The organism is Listeria immobilis (genome assembly GCF_014322845.1).
In the GTDB taxonomy this organism is placed as follows: domain Bacteria; phylum Bacillota; class Bacilli; order Lactobacillales; family Listeriaceae; genus Listeria; species Listeria immobilis.
Map to the genome: position 1 here is coordinate 62,401 of NZ_JAASUA010000002.1, position 18,007 is coordinate 80,407.

Genomic DNA, 18,007 nt, shown 5'->3' on the forward strand with positions numbered 1-18,007 from the left:
CCTAAATTAAGGAGGAGAAAAATGCGCTACGATTATACTGAAAAAGAAAAGGAAAAGGTTCTCTTAAACTTCATGAAGCAGGGTAAAGTAAAGCAAACTCCTGCTTCTGAGAAAAAGAAGTATATTTTACTTACAGAAGTTGTGTTAGAACAATTTGTTGAAGGAGAAATATACTCTGAAAAAGATATAAATTTGAAACTAAAGGAAGTATTTTCTGAAGCGGAATATGTAGAACAAAGAAGATATTTAATTATTTTTGAGTTACTTGATAGAACAAAAGACGGGTCCCAGTATTGGATGAAGCCAATATCTTAATTTTAGATATATTTTGTTTTTGCCATGAAGCTTATTTTTAAATATTTTAGCTCTTCTTTTTTGGGCTACAGTCTATTTCTTAATTATGCCAACCCAATATCATAGTAGGTAGATATTAATAATTACCTAACCTGAACCCCCCAACCCGCACCCAAAAATCCACTACCCCACAAACCAAAACACTCCCAAGCCCAACAAACACCGAAAAATCCCCAATCAAATTCACCAAAAACAACCCAACCAAAAGCCCAAGCAAACAAACATCCTTCCAAACATAAAATCGCACATCCGCCTTCTTATGCGCCACGAAAACAAGCTGCTTCGAAATAAAAAACACCGCCACCGAACCAAACAACATCAACAGTAGCACATCCTTATTCAAATGACCTTCATATAACAAATGCAAATTCGCAGCCAACAGCATAACTGATACAATAATAAAGAAATGCCCATAAATCAAAAACTGCCCGTGCGTCTTCTTATGATGATCAATAACCTTTTCAAAACTATAAAAATACGAAGCCCAAAGCGTGCTAATAATTAAAAATCCAAGTCCTACAAAACAAATCGTGTACCAATCCAGCGTATGGCCAACTAAAATTGTCGTAATCGCAACAATACTTTCGCCAAAAGTAATAATTACAAACAACCCAAATCGTTCGGCCAAATGCGGGAAATCAACCGGAACTTTCCGGAGCGTAGCCGATAAGAACAGCGGTAAAATTATATCAACTGCAATTCCCAAATACATAACAAAATACCGCCAAAAACCATCAAAAAATACCGAAGTCGCCGTTGTAATCACACCAAGCAAAAATACGCCCCCAAGCATTAACGCCACTTTTCGTGCATCCCCCGACAACTTTCGACTAATAACAAAATACTGAATCACGGTAATGAACCGAATTCCCAAATAACCAATCAGAAAGGTATAATATGTATTCGAAAAAGTTAAATCAAAACTTGCGGTCATTAAAATTAAGAAAAACATTTGGGGTAGCATATATAGCTCAGGCCATTTGATTTTTTCGCCAAACCGGTTGAAAAACATTGTCTGACCAACCCATGCCCAAAACATTGGCGTAACCATAAGTAAATATTCGCCAAAATACACCGCCGCTTTTTCGGGGTGATTATTAATACTTAACAATAAATGCGTAGTTGAAGCCACCGCAGTAACAAATATTAAATCAAAAAATAATTCTAACCAAGAAACTTTGCGCTCTTTCATCTCTCCACCTCATTTATACCTTCTTTACCCAAAACCATCCCATGCAAAAAGTAAAGAAAAATCTTACTTGCTTTTGACACAAGCTTCCGTCAATAAGTATAATTAAATAGCATACAAATTTTATTACTAGGAGGAAATAAAGATGGTAAAAACATGGGATGAATTTCTTGAGCAGGAAGCTGCCAAACCATATTTTATGGAATTAATGAAGGAAGTTGCGAATGCTAGGGCAAAAGGAAATGTCTATCCATCAGAGGAAGATATGTTTTCTTGTTTCCGCTTGTGTTCATACGATAAAGTCAAAGTTGTTATCCTTGGTCAAGACCCGTATCATGGACCAGGACAAGCTCACGGACTCAGTTTTTCTGTCCAAAAAGGTGTACGAATACCACCGAGCCTCCGAAACATCTACAAAGAACTAAAAACCGATCTAGGAATCGAACCAGCTGACCACGGGCATCTTGCTAAATGGGCTGAACAAGGCGTGTTGCTGATGAACACTAGCTGGAGCGTGGAAGAAGGCAAAGCAGGAAGCCATAAAAAATTAGGCTGGACAACATTTACCGATCATGTACTAGAAGAATTAAACAATTACGAAAAGCCATTAGTTTTTATTTTATGGGGAAATCATGCAATTAAAGCAGCAAGTGGAATCACAAACCCGAAACATTTACTAATCGAAGGTGTTCATCCATCACCATTAGCAGCGAGTCGTGGTTTTTTTGATAGTAAACCATTTTCCAAAACAAATGATTTCCTAATAAAAGCAGGACGGACACCGATTAATTGGGATTTAAATGAATAAAAAATAACTGGCTTGTATTTTTTATGAAAAAATGAAAAAATTTAAATATTTCTCATTGAAAGCTTTTTACTTAAAGTTTCATTCGTGTTATGGTTATTACAGGAGAAAGTAAAAATTTAAAAAAGTTCCTAAAGAAGGTGACTAGATTGAAGTACAATTTTACAGAAGATGACTTTGTATATGGAGAATCATGGGGACTCGTGCATCGAGGAGTTTTAGAAGACAAGGAAATCGAACGAATGAAAGACTTACGAGATAAAGTGGTCGGCAAAAGGGGCGTAGCTGCAACAACACTAAAACCAATTGGTAGTGTCAAAATAGAAGGAGAAGTCTATGAAGCGCGCTTGAAAACAGGGTATTTGGAAGTAGGGAAACCAATAATTGCCGTAGCTATTGATTTTGGATATGTGTTAGTAAATGAAGATATACAAGAGGAGGAAAAAGGACAATGATTGGACCAATTATTATTGCAGCATTAATTATCATCTTTTTGATCGTATTTTTCACTTTAGTACCAGTGGGGTTATGGATTAGTGCTTTATCTGCACGTGTACCAGTGGGACTAGGAACATTAATCGGAATGAGATTGCGTCGTGTTGTACCATCTCGTGTTGTAAAACCTTTAATCAAAGCCGTAAAAGCAGGTCTTGATTTAGAAGTAAACCAATTAGAAAGTCACTATTTAGCTGGTGGAGATGTGGATAACACTGTTGATGCGTTAATCGCTGCACACCGCGCAAATATTGAATTAGATTTTAGTCGTGCAGCAGCAATTGATCTAGCTGGACGTGATGTACTTGAAGCAGTGCAAACTTCTGTAACACCAAAAGTTATTCGTACTCCTGAATTTACTGGTGTGGCTAGAAATGGTGTAGAAGTAAAAGTTATTACACAAATTACCGTGCAGTCCAATATTGAACGTATTGTTGGGGGTGCTGGTGAAGATACGGTTATCGCTCGTGTCGGAGAAGCCGTAGTATCTACAGTTGGTGAAACTGGAGAACACACAGATGTACTTGAAAATCCAAATAGTATCTCGAAAAACGTCCAAGAACAAGGACTTGGAGATGGTACAGCTTATACTATTTTATCCATTGATATTGCTGAAATGCGTATTGGGGATAATATTAAAGCGAAACTAGACATTGAAAAAGCCAATGCAGACATGGAAGTTGCCCAAGCAGCTGCATCGAAACGTAAAGCTGAAGCGATTGCTCTAGAACAAGAAAATAGAGCAGCCGTAGTAGCCGCAGAAGCAGAAGTGCCACGTGCCTTGTCTCGTGCTTTAGAAGAAGGAAATCTTGGTGTAATGGATTACTACAAAATGGAAAATGTACAATCAGATACAGCAATGCGTGAATCGATTGCAAATGAAGACGAAAAATAAACCTCGATCTTTTTACAAGAAAGAAGGTGTTTTAAGTGGATTGGAATAGTTTTATTGAAGGCGGCTGGGAAAGTATTGTTGTTGTCTTAGGGATACTTGGTTTTATTATTAGTATGTTTAGTAAATCAGGTTCTGAATCTAAGGAGAGAGCCAAAAATGCTGCCTCTACACCAAAACACACCCATTCGCAAACTACTAAAAAGCCGGCGAAACGAAATGTATCACAAGGGACTTTTACACAAAAAGAACAACAAAATAAAGTGCTAGCAAAACAACAAGTGATATTACAAAATTCGCTTAAAGAAGCCGAGCGAGAAGCAAAACGCAAGAAAAAAGTGAAGCCGGTAGAAAGTAGTAGATCGCAAAGTTATAAGCGTAGTAGAAAAATACGTGGAAGTTTGCAAGAAGCTATTATTACTAAAGAAATATTGGATAAGCCGGTGTCATTACGAAAAGACCGTTAAAAAACAGTGGTTCCTCGAATTTCGAGAACCACTGTTTTTTTGCGCAAATTAGTCTTTAAAAATTTCTGTGAAAGGTGTTTTTTCATAATAAGCATCAAATCGGTAACCTTTGTCTTTAAGTTGTTTAATAATGGTTGGTAGTGCTTGGAGAGTATTTTTTCTTTCGTGAAATAAGATGACTAAAGGTTCGTTACTTTGTTCTAAGTTTTTTACTTGGGTCATAACAGACTGGATAACACTCTCTGCATTGTCTTTGTAGCGCCAATCGTTGCTATCTACATTCCAATCAAGCATTTTAAAGCCTTTTTGTTTTACGTTCTGATACTCGCTATCTGTTAAATAAGTACTGCCATAAGGTGCGCGAATTAGGTTGGTGGTAACCCCGGTTTTATTTTGAATAGCTGTTTTTAAGCGTTCCATCTCAGGGATAAATGTGGGGTTAGTATCTCGATAAAGTAGCTTTGCATCATGAGAGTAGCTATGTAGCCCAATGCTATGTCCGGATTTAACCAAAGTAGAAGCTGTTTCTTTATTCATTTGCTCTAAACTATTTCCTACAAAAAAGAATGTCGCCGGAGCTTCTGCTTTATTTAAAATGGAAATAAATTCATTTAAATAAGTGGTAGGGCCATCATCAAAAGTTAGAAAAACCGTTTTTCCGTCTAATTTCACTGGTTGATCGATTTTTTTAGGTTTTAGTTTATCGGTTATTTCTTTTGTGACAAATTGCTTGGCAGGTGGTGCTTTCACAGGATACTCACTAGAAGCATTGGTGTTATCGACAAACACAAAACTTTTTATTACAAGAATTACGCTAAGGAGGCAAATTGGGATTAGGCAAATTAGGAAAAATATCAGCAGGTTTCGTTTGTTTATTTTTCTTTTTTTCATGGTGTTTTCTCCTTTATTTTATAAATGTATTATTTTTAAGGTTGCTTTGAATAGCGCTAGTAGGAATTTCAAAGTCGATGGTTCCCATAAAGCCAGGTGCGATTTCAAACTGGTTAAATGAAATAACTAATTTGTTTTGTGCATTAATATAAAAGCGTTTTTCTAGGTTTTTGGAAGAAAAAGATGGCTCCCATTCATTAACATCCCAGTAAATTATTTCGGGATTTGCTTCCATTTGTGCATGTGCTTGTGAGAGAATATTTTCTTTAATTAATTTTACATAATCATCATTTTTAAATAGATTATGTAGTTTTAGGATGGTTTGATTTTTTTTATCTAAATTAAGATAACTATTTTCTGTGTAACTGTCTGCCCGAGTTTTTTCTGTGGTTAAACGAATAGTAAGAAGGTTAGCGGTATTCGTTATTTCTTTAAAATCACTAGAAATTTGGATATTTTCATTTCCGCTTTCCACAAAGGCTTTATATTCTTTCAAAAGTTCTTCGCCTGTATTAATATAAGTATTATTAATTCGTTTTTGTAGTTCGATTTCGTCTAGGCCTTGAATCTTAGGTAGTTTTAGAGAAATTTCTGTTTTAGCTGTTTGTTCTTTATGTTCAGAACCAACAAAAACTTGAACAATATTTTTTACAATTGGCACTTGCATCATTGCTTGAGCAACAGCCGTATTAGTTGAGATAGTGATGATAAATATCGCTATGCCGATTACTATGGTTGATATAATGCTTCTTTTAATAGAAAAAATCCGTTTCTGTGTTTTTTTATGCAAAGATTGTTGGATTACTCTATCTAGTTCATTGGGAATTGGTGTATTTTTATAGTTTTGTCGCAATTTATTCATCGTGATTCAACTCCTCATTGTTGAGATTTTGACGAAGTAACTTAATAGCTTTATAAAGTCTCGTCTTTGTTGTGCTTAAATTTCGGTTGATAATGTAAGATATATCTTCCAAACTTAAGTCTTCAAAATAACGTAAGACAATCACTGTTTTATATTTTATTGGTAATTTCTCAAGCTGGATTTGTAGATCGATATTTTCATAGTTATCTTCCACCAACCCATGTAAGGAAATGAGAGTATCTTGATTCATAACAATTAATTTTTTTCTTTTTCGAAGGAAATCAATCGATGTGCGCACAACGATTTTGTAAAACCAACTCTTCAGGGAGTCTTTATTTTTAACAGTATGTAAACTGATAAGTGCTTTTTGAATAGAATCTTGTATAATATCGAGTGCATCTGCTTCTGTCTTTACGTAACTAAATGCTAAACGATAGAAATCTGCTTTATTCTCCGTAATACAATCTACGAAATAATCTTGCATAGCTTTATTCATATTATGGTGCTCCTCTCACTATCCATATAATAGACGAATAACCCCGACAAAAAGTTTGTTTTTATTTAAAAAAATTTTGTAGCAAGCAAAAATGGGGAAAGCATGCCTGTTGTTACATTAAATATAATCTATTTTTGAATAATTGAACATAACAAAAAAAGGCACTATTTCCGCAAATGTTTTTGGGAATAGTACCTTTTAAAATTGAGTAAAAATAATTTAAATAGCTATTGATTTAACAAATACTTTCTCGTTTTTCCGTTTTACTAGGTTTTTTTCTTCTAAAGTTTCTAATTTGTTATATAAGTTTTTCCGAGACATGGAACCGTATTGAGCCATTTTTGTTTTATTTAAGAAGGTTGGTACTTCATAGTAATCTTTTGTAGTTTCTTCGGGTTTTGTTTTTTCGCATACTCGTTGTAATGTATAAACAATACGTTCGTCAGCAGGTAAATCGTGTTTCATTAATTCGAAACAAAGAGCGGATGTATTAGAAAGCACTGATTTTAATAACCACTCCATATAAGATACTTTGTTAGCTGCAAAATTTAAAAAGTATTCGCGATCAACAAAAACGATTTTGGCATTTTCGTCACAAACTAGTTTCAGTTGCATATCGACATTTAAATCAAAAGGGGATAAAAAGACAATATCACCAGCAGTGAAAAATTGTAAGATTTGTGAATTTTGATTTTCTAGGTGTAGGATTCCTTTTTCAAGAATTAAGAAATGTTTTAATAAATGACTATTTTCTAAAGTCGTACCTTCTGATAATGTGTCATAGGTTACCCAGTCGTTGTCAGCTTTATTACTTTCCAAGTCTTCTAAAATTAATTCTAAATTTTTTTCCATAATTTCCTCACCTATCCTTATACATAGATTAACATTCTAGAATGAGAGTCAATCAGTAAAAGTATAAGAATTAAATGAAATTCTACGAAGAAATTCTGTGAAGTAGATGAGAAACTTTTATTTTTGTAAGAGGGTTTTAAAACGTTTGTTACTTTGATACGTTAATATTAAAAAGAAAATAATCATAAATTTTGCTTCATTTGAAAAATAAGACTGTTACATAATAACGCGAAGTTTTAAAGTGGTTGTAGTATAACTGTAACATTGAGTTGGTATGCTAGCATTATATAAAAAGGGGTGCGTGTATTGAAAATAATAGCAACGAGAAGAAAGATTTTTTTTGCGTGGATAGCTTTAATGATTTCTTTTACAGTACTATTTCTACCAACAAATAATGCATTTGCAGCGACAACTTACAAGATGACAACTACGGCCGATGTAAATATTCGCACAGCTGATAACACAAAAGGGAAGGTTATCGGATTTTACAAAAAAGGCACGACGGTTACTTTTACTGCAAAAACTAAAAATAATTGGTATAAAACAACATATAAAGGCAAGACTGGTTATGTCTCAGGGAAATGTGTAACTACATATAAAGCTCCTGTTGCTGTGACACAAAGTTTTGCTTCTCTAAATAATGAAGCAAAAAAACATATTGGTAAACGCTATAAAATGGGTGCGACTGGTCCAAGCTGCTTCGACTGTTCTGGTTATACACAGTATGTTTATTCTAAAGGGATTAAGAAGTCCATTCCTCGTACCGCGAAACAACAGTATGCATCTGCCAAGAAAATTAAAGCAAGTGAATTAAAAAATGGCGATTTAGTTTTCTTTAATTATGGTAAAGGGATTGCTCATGTTGGTATTTACGTTGGTAATGGAAAGATGCTTAATGCACAAAACAATGGAGTTAAATATGACACTATCAAATCTGGCTACTGGAAAAAATATATTGCTGGTTATGGTCGTGTAACAAATTTAAAATAAATGATAAAACATCACTTGGTTATAGTGAAGTTTGAACTGTAGACAAAATGAGAAATCAATTTATCTACAGTTTTTTTGTCTTTTAATAAGGGTATTTATATAAAATAACATCTTAAAATACTTTCGTAACATCAATAAAAGCGCGAAGTTACTAAGAAATTAAAACAGAGGCAAGGAGGAATGGAGATGGCGTTTCAAATAAAAGAATTACCGTTTGAAGAAGTTGGAGCAAAGGTAACAGAGGGGTTGCTGGATCATAAGGAACGACTTGGTTATGATATACCAAAAAGTGATATGATACCTGTTAGTTTTGCGATATTAAATGATGCTTTAGAAATGGTTGGTGGGGTTACAGCGAAAATTAGCTATGGAGAATTACATATCTCACTACTTTCAGTGGATAAAAAAGTTCAAGGACATGGTTTGGGGACTGCGTTAATGAATAAAGTAGAGACATACGCGAAAATGCACCATTGTCATCATATAACAGTAACAACATTTAGTTACCAAGCTCCGGAATTTTATAAAAAATGCGGATATACGGAGCTTGGCCGAGTTCAGGATTTTCCTTTAAAAGGAGTAGAAAAGTATTATTTTGTTAAATATTTATAAATCAACTTACATAGAACTATTTTTTAATGCAGCTGCTTGAACAGCATTTATTACAGCTGAACGAAAGCCGTTATCTTCGAGTGATTTTACAGCTTCAATCGTAGTTCCACCAGGAGAGGTTACCATATCTTTTAATTTTCCAGGGTGTTCCCCAGTTTCGAGAACCATTTTTGCGGCACCTAGAACAGCTTGTGCAGCGAATTTATAAGCTTTATCACGTGGTAAGCCATTCTGGACAGCGCCGTCTGCTAAAGCTTCTATAAACATATAGACATAAGCAGGCGAAGAACCACTTACGCCAACAACGGCATCAATCAAATTTTCCGGAACGACTTCTGCTTTACCAAAACTTGTAAAAATTTTAGAAACGATAGCTGTTTCTTCGGCAGTCACACTTGCGCTAGGCGAAATGGAGGACATACCTTCGCCAACTAGTGCAGGTGTATTTGGCATGACACGAACAATTTTAGTTTCTGAAGTAGTTAGCTGTTCTAAATCAGCAATCGTTACCCCAGCAGCTACTGAAATAATTAGTTTATTTGGAGTAAGCTTTTCTTTTATAGTAGTTAGTACCTCAGAAATGGTATATGGTTTAACAGACAAAATAATAATATCAGCTTGTTCCGCTAAATATTGTGCGTTAGTCGTTAGCTGGATGTTGTTAAATTCTGTTTCAAGTGGCTGTAATTTCTCCATATTTCTACCACAGACAAATAAGTTTTTTTGATCTATAAAAGCCGTTTTTGCAAGACCGCGAATCATTGCTGTCCCCATATTTCCTGCACCGATAAACCCAATTTTAGTCATACTGTAATTCGCCCCAATCAATCTTTTTTTCTATTATCTCATGTTGTCCGGTTTTGTCCAATATTGGATGATTTTTATAAGAAAAAATCTTTTGCTAAATATCAATAATTAAGTGTAGTTAAAAGGTGTCTAATCAAACAACTGCAATTTTATCTGTTTTTGAAATGGAAGTTTCGATCGCCACTATTCATTTAGCTGTTTTTTGATCTTCATAGATGCTCAATTAAAGGTTCATTAAAACCTAATCTTTCTTTTTGCGATAATGACCAAACTATGCGAAAATAAAAGCAAATTGCTAGGGGTGATTTGTATGAAAGAAAGTATTGAAAAGCATGTTGGAAAACCTACAAAAGTTAGCTTCGAACTAGAAATAAATGCACCAGCTGCAAGTGTTTTTTCGTTATTAACTACAAATGATGGATTAGCTCAGTGGTTTAATGAACTAGAAATAGGTGAATCTGGACCTAGCGGACATCTGCTTTTTGTGATGACGCCAGAAGAAAAAATAACCATGCCGATTTTAGCATGGGAAACGGACAGAATAGTGAGTTTTGAATGGGATGAAGATAATGTTACTTTTGAGTTATCTAAATCAGCAAAAAATAAAACACTAGTGACTTTCACCGAACAACTTCAAACAATTACCGAGCATACCCCAAGAGACGTGGCAGGCTGGCATATTTGCTTGAAGAAATTACAATCGGTAGCCGAGGGAAGCGACTACGATTTTGATCAAACTGAGTTCGAGTCACTTTTTTTAAAGTATCAAAAAGCATTAAAGAGCGCTATATAAAATAATAATGTCAAGCCTTAAATAAAGCGAAACTAGTTTTATTTAAGGCTTTTTTTGGCTGGAACTAAAAAGTGGTTATGTTTAAAAATGAAATATAAGTATGACTTGAAGAAAATATATTTTTCGGAATGATAATATCTACAAATAACTCAATCTAAAGTAATAATTTAGCTTGAAAAGAAATAGTTCACTTTTAATACTATTAGCAAATGGCTTTTTTCGTGAATTTTTCGTGAATTTTTATACTTTTCCATTTGGTCAAGCATGATTTCGTGGTACACTATAGAGAGAATAATTAAACAGATGGAGGATTTAATGAATAGACAAACAGAATTTATTTTACTAATTATTGGTGCATCATTTAGCATTCTAACTTTTTTCGGAGCTGCTTTATACGCTGTTATATTTGGATTTAGCACTTTTTTGATGTACGCGGAGCCTTATTCCTATAGCAGTGGTGAAGATACATTTGTGGCTGGGTTATTTACTTTCTTTGCAGTTGTAGCTGCATTGTTCGCTATAGTTTCTGCAGTTTTCGGTTTTATCGGTGCATTTAAAATTAAGAATAACCATGCAAAAGTAAAGACTTTTGGAACATGTTTTATTGTTCTAGGTGGATTACAAATTTTCACGATTTCAGGAATTTTATTTTTAATCGCTGGAATATTAACAGTTAGCAAAAAGGAATATAAAACAAATTATAAAGAAGATGAGGGGATAAAATGGGAGTAGGAGTACTTTTTCCAATATTGATAATATTTGTGATGATACTTAGCTTAGCTGCAAAAGCGCTTTTAGCTATTTGGGTTTATAAAGATGCTGAACAACGTGGAATGAATGCAATTCTTTGGTGTTTACTGATGGTTTTTATCAATGTGTTTATTATATTGGTAATCTATCTAATCGTTCGTAGAAAAGGCGAAGTAATGAAGAAAAACCTGGGATTACTAATCAGTGGGATTGGAGTAGCAGTTGTTAATACGCTGTTGGCAATTATTTGTTTTGTTAGTCTAATGTTCTTTATCGCGAACGATGGCGGTATGCACAATATGATGGACGGCTATAATTATGAAGATGATTACCATTATGATGACAGCTATGATTATGATGACGACAACTGGAATGACGACTTTTAAAATATTACCTAGAATCTGTTGCTAAGATAAGAACAGGTTCTTTTTATTTTTATGATAAAAGGGTATATAGTACAAAAAGGAATTTCGACAAGGGGAACTGCTGAATGGATACAGTTATTTTAATTACGATTATTATCGTGTTTATGGGATTAGCGTTTGATTTTATTAATGGTTTTCATGATATTGCGAATGCTGTTGCTACAAGTATTTCGACAAGAGCTTTAAAACCACGTGTAGCAATAGGATTAGCAGCAATTATGAATTTTCTTGGAGCGATTTCTTTTACCGGGGTAGCGGAATCATTAACGAAAAGTATTGTGGATCCGTTCTCTCTCAATAATGGGGAGTTCGTCGTGCTTTGCGGGCTTATAGCAGCGGTCATTTGGAATTTGATGACTTGGGTTGTAGGTATGCCTAGTAGTTCCTCACATGCGCTTATTGGTGCGATTGCAGGTGCTTCAATTGCTTCTGCCAGCAGTTTTAGTGTACTTAATTGGGCTGGATTTACAACAATTATCATTGCGCTTATTGTATCGCCAATTATTGGTTTTACAGTTGGGTATTTGATTTATTCTTTATTTAAAAATTTATTTCATGATAAAAAATTAGGGAAAATGAATCGCCGTTTTCGTTTTATTCAAATTGGGACGGCGGCTTTGCAAGCTTATTGGCATGGGACGAATGATGCTCAAAAAACGATGGGGATTATCACGCTAGCTTTGGTTGCAAGTGGGCTGTTACAAGAGTCAGCAGGCATCCCTTTTTGGGTACAATTGAGCTGTGCTGCTGCGATGGCGATTGGATCATCAGTTGGTGGTTACCGTATTATCAAAACAGTTGGAACAAAAATAATGAAAATCACCCCCGTTACAGGAGTTGCTTCAGATTTAAGTTCTCTTACAGTTATTATGACCGCAACGTTAATTCATTTACCTGTTAGTACCACACAAGTAATTGATAGTTCGATTATGGGAGTTGGAACAGCTAACCATAAAAAAGAAGTGAATTGGCGGACAGGGAAGAATATGGTGGTGACTTGGTTTATTACATTACCACTAGCGGGACTTTTAGCGGCCGTGGTTTACTGGGTTTCCGCAGCGATTTTCTTATAAAAGGAGGTTTATGCATGAAAATAGAACATATTGCATTATGGACTAGAGATATAGAAAAAATGAAAGACTTCTATGTTACATACTTTGGAGCAACAGCGAATGCTAAATACGAAAATAAGACAAAAGGATTTACATCTTATTTTTTAACATTTGAAACAGGGGCGCGTCTTGAAATAATGAAACGAACAGATATATTAGAAGGAGTAGCAGCCGAAAAATTAGGTTGGGCTCATATAGCGATTGCAACAGAGTCAAAAGCGGCGGTTGATGAGCTAACAGAAAAACTAAGAGCGGCAGGGTTTGAAGTTTTAGGAGAAGCAAGGACTACAGGAGACGGCTACTACGAAAGCGTTATTGCGGATCCAGAAGGAAATCGAGTGGAAATCACTTGCTAAAATGAATTGTCACAAATTAAAATATCCTGTAGTATAAAGATATACATTATAATGAGGTGAATTTGTGGATATAGTAACGAATAAAATTATCGTAGAAAAATATAACTTTGAAACAATTTTGGAAGAAAACGGACAAATCGAAAATAAAATTGAATTAGAAGTCCATGAAGTAGAACCAATTGGTGGAAACGATGAACTAATGGCGAAAGGGAAAATTTTTAAAATAACTATTCCTTTTGTATTAGTACTTGAAAAGTTTCGGATAGATGGTAGAATCAGCCGTATTGTCCAAGTGAAAGATTATTTTGGTCAGTTTTCAGATTTAGCTATTCCAGATGTAGAAGGATTATCTAACCCATTAATTGATTATATCAAGCGCTTAACCTACGATGTGACGGAAATTGCGTTTGATGAGCCAGGGATTAGTCTTGATTTTAACGCTAATCATAAGAGCTAGTTAGGAGAGGAAATGCATCAATATATGAAAATGGTTCGCCCATTTGATGTTATTATTATCACTATACTAATATTGGGCTCATTTTTACCATTAATACTTTTTACTGCTGCTGAAGCAAAGACGGCTAGTGATGAAGTTATTGCGATTGTTTCGCAAGACGGAAAAGTTATTCGGAAAATCACATTAACAGGCCATAAAGGAAATGAACAATTTACCATTAAAGGAAAAGGCGCTCAGTATAATTTGATGGAAGTGGACGATGAACGAATCCGAATTAAAGAGGATAACAGTCCCGATCAAGTAGGTGTGATGATGGGCTGGAAATCCAAACCTGGAGAAACAATCGTTTGTTTACCGCATAAAGTTTTTGTGGAAATTAAATCAACAGCTAAAGAAAGTAACGATCCAGATACGGATTTAATTGTACCAAATTAGGAAAATCCTTTTAGCTTAGAGAACAAAAGCCCCGTGATTTCTATTTGAAATCACGGGGCTTTTGGTTAGTTAAGTATCTCAATATAGCCGTCTGTCCCATTTACACGTATCATCTGTCCATCTGATATTATCTTGGTTGCATTTTCCACACCAACCACTGCCGGCAAACCATATTCGCGGGCAATTACTGCGCCATGTGTCATTAGACCGCCAACTTCAGTAATAAGTCCTTTTATAGAGACGAATGTAGGTGTCCAGCTTGGATCAGTAAAGGCAGTAACTAAAATATCGCCAGGTTCTAAATCTGCATGCTCCATATCTAAAATAACTCGAGCACGACCTTCAATAACTCCTGAAGAAACAGGTAAACCAAGAATAGCATTTTCTGGGAGATTGTCCCGACTATATTCACCTCTGATAATCTCGCCATCTGAAGTAATAATGCGTGGCGGAGTTAGTTTTTCAAAAGAAGCAAAATCTGTTTTACGAGTAACTATAAGCGAATAGTCAACTTGATTTGTACGGATAACTTCATGCAGTTCTTCAAAATAAAGGAAATAAATATCTTCTTTTTCTTTTATCACACCACTATCTACAAGTTGTTCGGCAACTCGCAGTAATGCTTTTTTATAGATGAAATAGCGATTTATCATACCGTATTTTGGATATTCTCGGTAACCAATAAAATGACGCAAAATAGTTATTTTTTCTTTTGTTTCAGCAGCTTTTTGTTCACCATCAGGTAGCAGCTTTAGCCGACCTAATATCTCTTCTGCTTTGTTTTTTGCTGCTATTTCTCCTTGCTCAAATTTCTTTTTGCTCGCATCTGGCTCGAAGTTTTTCATATTACTTAGAATCAACGGAATGAGCGTCATAGGGTTTTCTATCCAGCGAGTTTTCGTTAGGTCAATTTCTCCAGGGCAGCGCATGCCATATTTTTTTAAATATGCTTCGATAGCTGTTTTTGCTTCATTACCACCAACTATTGTATCAAGTTTATCTAAAAAGTTCGGATCATTAGTTTTCTCCAAGTAGTTTATCACGGCTGGGTAGGGGCGAATGGCATCTGCAACATCTAATAATTCTAAGCCCATTTGTGAAGTAATGTTGTTTGGCGCTGATTCGGACAAAGTGTCAGCTACATTTTTTTCGGAGAGCCATTTATTGATATGTTCGTTTAACCAAGCGGAAGCATCCATTCCAGCCATAATTGCATCAATACTAATAGGATTGAAGAGGACATTTTTTAATTCTTGAATATCTTCTAAAATAAAATCAAATAAATCGGCGCCATTTTTTGTTTGGATAGCTTGATTTAATTTTTTTAAGGATGCTTCACTTTGCGCTATTAATTCTGAGATAACAGCTACATCGGGAACGTTGCGGTTAGCTAATTTTACGGGTGAAGGGGTAGGGCTGTTGGTGCTATCTTCGGCTTGCATTTTGATGAAATTCTCACGGGAAACAATGGTGTGAAGAGCATCTTTCATAAGTGGGTCTGATTGTCCAAGCGAATTTACCATAATATCTCTCGTTGCAGGAGAAGAGAGGCTTTTAGTAATGTCGACAAATAATCTACCGCCAGCTGGATGCATTGAGGCGGGAGTTGTCATTAAATAAAAAGATAATCCAAGCGGCTTCATTGCATCTGTCATCATTTGTTGATGGGCTACAGAAACATAAACATGATTTTCTTGATCTTTCATTTCTGGGACTGGATAAAGTGTGGTGATTGGCCGACTTTGAACAATATAAAAAGTATCACTCACTAAACACCATTCAATATCTTGGGGTTTGCCAAAATGTGCCTCTATTTTTCTGCCAATACTAGCTAATTGTAAAATTTGTTGGTCTGTTAATGCTTGTGCTGTTTGCTCGTTTTTTTCAAGTTGGCGAGTTTCGGTTCCGCCTTGATTTAATCCATAAATAGCTAACTTTTTCGTAGAGATAATTTTTTCGATGATTTTATTATTTTGCACTTTATAGGAGTCGGCAGAGACTATCCCCGAAACGAGTGCTTCACCTAGGCCGAAACTAGCGTCAATAGAGAGTGTTTTTCGATTGGATGTGATTGGATCAGCTGTAAATAAAATTCCAGATGCTTGAGGAAAAACCATTTTTTGAATTACAACTGCTAGATAAACTTTGCTATGATCGAAGTTATTTTGAATTCGATAAGTAATTGCTCGTTCCGTAAACAAAGATGCCCAACATTTGCTTATATATCGGAGTATTTCGTGCTCTCCGATAATATTTAAGTACGTATCATGTTGTCCGGCAAAAGAGGCGTAGGAAAGGTCTTCCGCAGTCGCACTAGAACGAACGGCAAAAGCATCATTTGCGCTATAATTCAAAAGAAATTGGCTTACTTCTGTTGAAATAATCTTTGGAATGGGAAGTGTTTCTATGAGATTCTGAATAGAAATACTAATTTTGGAGATTTTCTTTTTATCATTTGCATTTAGAGGAGCTAGTTGTTTTAGTAAATCTTGAAATTCGTTATTTTCTATTAATGTCTTTTTATATGCTTCTGTAGTTAGGCAAAATCCTGGTGGGACAGAAATTCCGGTGATTTTTGAGCATTCTCCTAAATTCTTTCCTTTTCCGCCTACAAGTGCTTCATTTGTTTTATTAATTTCTTGGAATCCTAAGACATATGGTTTCATTTAATCTCCTCCATTTTTTCTGAAAAATAATTCTTGACTAAAATAGACTCCATAATGTATAATTAAAATAGGGATTACTTTAGACAAAAATAATAATTCGTATACATCTAACTAAATTTACCATAAATAGCGCTATTTTTCAATAATAAATGTAGATAAAAAGCCAAAATTCTATTTAAAGAATTTTGGCTTTTGTTTTATTATTGTTCAAATTTGCATAATGTTAGGCCACGAGACTGGGCGTCGGATACGGTTACGGCAGTTTCACCATTGGAATTATTTAAACCACGACAATTTTGATCATAATGGTATTTTTTGCCAGTTTCGGTAATATAAACCATCTGTCCCTGTTCGTTACTAGTATCTGGCTTGGGGGCAGCTCTTTCAGCAGCGACACGTTTATCCTCTGCCGCTTTTTTCTCTGCTGCTATTTTTGCGGCTTCTTCGGCAGCTTTCTTATCAGCAGCTATTTTTGCTTCCGCTGCACGCTTCTCTTCTGCAATACGCTGTTGTTCTTCCGCTGCAATACGCTCTTTTTCAATTCGTTCATTTTCGGCTTTTTCAGCTTTTTCAGCAGCGATACGTTCTTCCTCTGCTTTAGCAGCAAGCTTCGTTTCATAACCTTCACTTACTTCCAAAGAAAGAGTCTGTTCTTTTGTTTTGCCATCAATAGTAATTGAAAGTAGGGCTTCACTTGGGTGGTCAAATTCGCTAAGTGAAATACTAAATGCCCCTTTATCATCTGCTGTGGTGCTAGATTCTGGGCTGTCATCTAAAACAAGTTTAACTTCTGCTCCAGGGTTCGTTTTTCCTTCAATAACGATTGTACCATTATCATCTGTTGTAAATGTTTTTTCTGCTTTTAAAAGTGTTTTTACAGATTCTTTTTTTGTTTTTTCTGATTTCTTTTTTTCCTCTTGTTTTGGTTTCTCGGTCGCGGCTTCATCTTCTGCGCTTGGAATAATTCCTACCCCAATAATAATTGCTAAAATAGAACTAAGTATAACAATTTGTGTTTTTTTACGCGGCCAAATTCCTCTTTTAGAACGTATAATCCCAAATATTAGTACACCTATCCCTGCTAAAAACAGCAATGTTCCTAATCCCGTCATATTAATCTCCCTCTCCCTTTTTTGTCTATCGTATTCATTATAGTATGATTGTTCATAAATACACAAGAAAAACCGGAAATAAATACTTAATTTTTTATACGTTCAGCTAATGAACTAAATAAAATGCCACAGAAAAGTGCGAAAATAATAAAAATAGTTACAGATTTTAACCATAGTTCACTAGAAAAA

22 protein-coding genes are annotated in these 18,007 nt (G+C 35.1%); 14 read left to right on the forward strand and 8 right to left on the reverse strand.

Translation table 11 applies throughout. The features are described 5' to 3' along the window. Window positions 1–21: 21 nt before the first annotated feature. Complete coding sequence (locus HCJ45_RS03260) at window positions 22–315, forward strand: DUF2087 domain-containing protein (protein ID WP_187123996.1); 294 nt, start codon at window positions 22–24, stop codon at window positions 313–315. A 115-nt stretch (window positions 316–430) separates the two neighbouring features. Here the strand turns inward: HCJ45_RS03260 and HCJ45_RS03265 are convergent, their stop codons facing one another. Further along, on the reverse strand, window positions 431–1,546 hold the full coding sequence (locus tag HCJ45_RS03265) for a low temperature requirement protein A (protein WP_187123997.1): 1,116 nt from the start codon (window positions 1,544–1,546) through the stop codon (window positions 431–433). 142 nt (window positions 1,547–1,688) lie between these two features. Between HCJ45_RS03265 and HCJ45_RS03270 the strand changes: the two genes are divergently transcribed. The 4 genes from HCJ45_RS03270 to HCJ45_RS03285 all read left to right on the forward strand — a co-directional run bounded on the left by HCJ45_RS03270 (window position 1,689) and on the right by HCJ45_RS03285 (window position 4,202). After that, on the forward strand, window positions 1,689–2,351 hold the full coding sequence (locus tag HCJ45_RS03270) for a uracil-DNA glycosylase (RefSeq protein WP_187123998.1): 663 nt from the start codon (window positions 1,689–1,691) through the stop codon (window positions 2,349–2,351). Between the two features lie 146 nt (window positions 2,352–2,497). Next, window positions 2,498–2,803 (forward strand): NfeD family protein, encoded by a 306-nt coding sequence (locus tag HCJ45_RS03275; RefSeq protein ID WP_187123999.1) that lies wholly within the window; start codon window positions 2,498–2,500, stop codon window positions 2,801–2,803. Then, window positions 2,800–3,738: a flotillin-like protein FloA gene (floA, locus tag HCJ45_RS03280; protein WP_185345951.1), complete on the forward strand. Its 939-nt coding sequence runs from the start codon at window positions 2,800–2,802 to the stop codon at window positions 3,736–3,738. The genes HCJ45_RS03275 and floA overlap by 4 nt, the downstream gene beginning before the upstream one ends. 35 nt (window positions 3,739–3,773) lie before the next feature. Continuing rightward, a complete protein-coding gene (locus tag HCJ45_RS03285; protein WP_185397941.1) occupies window positions 3,774–4,202 on the forward strand; it encodes a hypothetical protein in 429 nt (142 codons plus the stop codon). 48 nt (window positions 4,203–4,250) lie between these two features. Here HCJ45_RS03285 and HCJ45_RS03290 read toward each other — a convergent pair whose 3' ends face one another. From HCJ45_RS03290 to HCJ45_RS03305, 4 genes are all read right to left on the reverse strand, one after another. Further along, window positions 4,251–5,093, reverse strand: coding sequence for a polysaccharide deacetylase family protein (locus HCJ45_RS03290; protein WP_187124000.1), 843 nt, complete (start codon window positions 5,091–5,093; stop codon window positions 4,251–4,253). Window positions 5,094–5,106: 13 nt separating this feature from the next. Further along, window positions 5,107–5,955 (reverse strand): anti-sigma-V factor RsiV, encoded by an 849-nt coding sequence (gene rsiV, locus HCJ45_RS03295; RefSeq protein ID WP_187124001.1) that lies wholly within the window; start codon window positions 5,953–5,955, stop codon window positions 5,107–5,109. Beyond that, window positions 5,948–6,451 (reverse strand): RNA polymerase sigma factor SigV, encoded by a 504-nt coding sequence (gene sigV, locus HCJ45_RS03300; protein ID WP_187124002.1) that lies wholly within the window; start codon window positions 6,449–6,451, stop codon window positions 5,948–5,950. Before sigV ends, rsiV begins: the two co-directional genes overlap by 8 nt. Window positions 6,452–6,670: 219 nt before the next feature. Then, window positions 6,671–7,303, reverse strand: coding sequence for a Crp/Fnr family transcriptional regulator (locus tag HCJ45_RS03305; RefSeq protein WP_187124003.1), 633 nt, complete (start codon window positions 7,301–7,303; stop codon window positions 6,671–6,673). Window positions 7,304–7,609: 306 nt separating this feature from the next. Here HCJ45_RS03305 and HCJ45_RS03310 point away from each other — a divergent pair, with 306 nt between their 5' ends. Beyond that, the gene (locus tag HCJ45_RS03310; protein ID WP_185381024.1) at window positions 7,610–8,293 is read left to right on the forward strand and encodes an NlpC/P60 family protein; all 684 of its coding nucleotides are present in this window, start codon (window positions 7,610–7,612) and stop codon (window positions 8,291–8,293) included. A gap of 186 nt (window positions 8,294–8,479) precedes the next feature. Further along, window positions 8,480–8,905, forward strand: coding sequence for a GNAT family N-acetyltransferase (locus HCJ45_RS03315; protein ID WP_187124004.1), 426 nt, complete (start codon window positions 8,480–8,482; stop codon window positions 8,903–8,905). A gap of 6 nt (window positions 8,906–8,911) precedes the next feature. Here HCJ45_RS03315 and proC read toward each other — a convergent pair whose 3' ends face one another. After that, window positions 8,912–9,712 (reverse strand): pyrroline-5-carboxylate reductase, encoded by an 801-nt coding sequence (proC, locus tag HCJ45_RS03320; RefSeq protein ID WP_187124005.1) that lies wholly within the window; start codon window positions 9,710–9,712, stop codon window positions 8,912–8,914. 310 nt (window positions 9,713–10,022) lie between these two features. Here proC and HCJ45_RS03325 point away from each other — a divergent pair, with 310 nt between their 5' ends. From HCJ45_RS03325 to HCJ45_RS03355, 7 genes are all read left to right on the forward strand, one after another. Then, a complete protein-coding gene (locus tag HCJ45_RS03325) occupies window positions 10,023–10,505 on the forward strand; it encodes an SRPBCC domain-containing protein (protein ID WP_187124006.1) in 483 nt (160 codons plus the stop codon). 315 nt (window positions 10,506–10,820) lie between these two features. After that, window positions 10,821–11,237: a DUF4064 domain-containing protein gene (locus HCJ45_RS03330; protein WP_187124007.1), complete on the forward strand. Its 417-nt coding sequence runs from the start codon at window positions 10,821–10,823 to the stop codon at window positions 11,235–11,237. Continuing rightward, on the forward strand, window positions 11,228–11,641 hold the full coding sequence (locus tag HCJ45_RS03335; protein WP_187124008.1) for a hypothetical protein: 414 nt from the start codon (window positions 11,228–11,230) through the stop codon (window positions 11,639–11,641). Before HCJ45_RS03330 ends, HCJ45_RS03335 begins: the two co-directional genes overlap by 10 nt. 104 nt (window positions 11,642–11,745) lie before the next feature. Then, entirely contained in the window at window positions 11,746–12,753 is a 1,008-nt protein-coding gene (locus HCJ45_RS03340) for an inorganic phosphate transporter (RefSeq protein WP_187124009.1), read from the forward strand. A gap of 14 nt (window positions 12,754–12,767) precedes the next feature. Then, window positions 12,768–13,148: a VOC family protein gene (locus tag HCJ45_RS03345; RefSeq protein WP_187124010.1), complete on the forward strand. Its 381-nt coding sequence runs from the start codon at window positions 12,768–12,770 to the stop codon at window positions 13,146–13,148. 64 nt (window positions 13,149–13,212) lie between these two features. After that, window positions 13,213–13,605, forward strand: a complete 393-nt coding sequence (locus tag HCJ45_RS03350; protein ID WP_185345924.1) for a DUF1149 family protein — start codon at window positions 13,213–13,215, stop codon at window positions 13,603–13,605. Window positions 13,606–13,617: 12 nt separating this feature from the next. Continuing rightward, on the forward strand, window positions 13,618–14,040 hold the full coding sequence (locus HCJ45_RS03355; RefSeq protein WP_187124011.1) for a NusG domain II-containing protein: 423 nt from the start codon (window positions 13,618–13,620) through the stop codon (window positions 14,038–14,040). A gap of 65 nt (window positions 14,041–14,105) precedes the next feature. On the opposite strand, the gene ppsA is transcribed toward HCJ45_RS03355, so the two are convergent. After that, complete coding sequence (ppsA, locus tag HCJ45_RS03360) at window positions 14,106–16,706, reverse strand: phosphoenolpyruvate synthase (protein ID WP_187124012.1); 2,601 nt, start codon at window positions 16,704–16,706, stop codon at window positions 14,106–14,108. A gap of 200 nt (window positions 16,707–16,906) precedes the next feature. After that, window positions 16,907–17,824: a hypothetical protein gene (locus tag HCJ45_RS03365; protein WP_343068869.1), complete on the reverse strand. Its 918-nt coding sequence runs from the start codon at window positions 17,822–17,824 to the stop codon at window positions 16,907–16,909. Between the last annotated feature and the right edge of the window lie 183 nt (window positions 17,825–18,007).

Coding starts and splice junctions, on each gene's coding strand:
- HCJ45_RS03260 (WP_187123996.1), top strand. CDS start 22: ATGCGCTACGATTATACTGAAAAAGAAAAGGAAAAGGTTCTCTTAAAC.
- HCJ45_RS03265 (WP_187123997.1), bottom strand. CDS start 1,546: ATGAAAGAGCGCAAAGTTTCTTGGTTAGAATTATTTTTTGATTTAATA.
- HCJ45_RS03270 (WP_187123998.1), top strand. CDS start 1,689: ATGGTAAAAACATGGGATGAATTTCTTGAGCAGGAAGCTGCCAAACCA.
- floA (WP_185345951.1), top strand. CDS start 2,800: ATGATTGGACCAATTATTATTGCAGCATTAATTATCATCTTTTTGATC.
- HCJ45_RS03290 (WP_187124000.1), bottom strand. CDS start 5,093: ATGAAAAAAAGAAAAATAAACAAACGAAACCTGCTGATATTTTTCCTA.
- rsiV (WP_187124001.1), bottom strand. CDS start 5,955: ATGAATAAATTGCGACAAAACTATAAAAATACACCAATTCCCAATGAA.
- sigV (WP_187124002.1), bottom strand. CDS start 6,451: ATGAATAAAGCTATGCAAGATTATTTCGTAGATTGTATTACGGAGAAT.
- HCJ45_RS03305 (WP_187124003.1), bottom strand. CDS start 7,303: ATGGAAAAAAATTTAGAATTAATTTTAGAAGACTTGGAAAGTAATAAA.
- HCJ45_RS03315 (WP_187124004.1), top strand. CDS start 8,480: ATGGCGTTTCAAATAAAAGAATTACCGTTTGAAGAAGTTGGAGCAAAG.
- proC (WP_187124005.1), bottom strand. CDS start 9,712: ATGACTAAAATTGGGTTTATCGGTGCAGGAAATATGGGGACAGCAATG.
- HCJ45_RS03325 (WP_187124006.1), top strand. CDS start 10,023: ATGAAAGAAAGTATTGAAAAGCATGTTGGAAAACCTACAAAAGTTAGC.
- HCJ45_RS03330 (WP_187124007.1), top strand. CDS start 10,821: ATGAATAGACAAACAGAATTTATTTTACTAATTATTGGTGCATCATTT.
- HCJ45_RS03335 (WP_187124008.1), top strand. CDS start 11,228: ATGGGAGTAGGAGTACTTTTTCCAATATTGATAATATTTGTGATGATA.
- HCJ45_RS03340 (WP_187124009.1), top strand. CDS start 11,746: ATGGATACAGTTATTTTAATTACGATTATTATCGTGTTTATGGGATTA.
- HCJ45_RS03345 (WP_187124010.1), top strand. CDS start 12,768: ATGAAAATAGAACATATTGCATTATGGACTAGAGATATAGAAAAAATG.
- HCJ45_RS03355 (WP_187124011.1), top strand. CDS start 13,618: ATGCATCAATATATGAAAATGGTTCGCCCATTTGATGTTATTATTATC.
- ppsA (WP_187124012.1), bottom strand. CDS start 16,706: ATGAAACCATATGTCTTAGGATTCCAAGAAATTAATAAAACAAATGAA.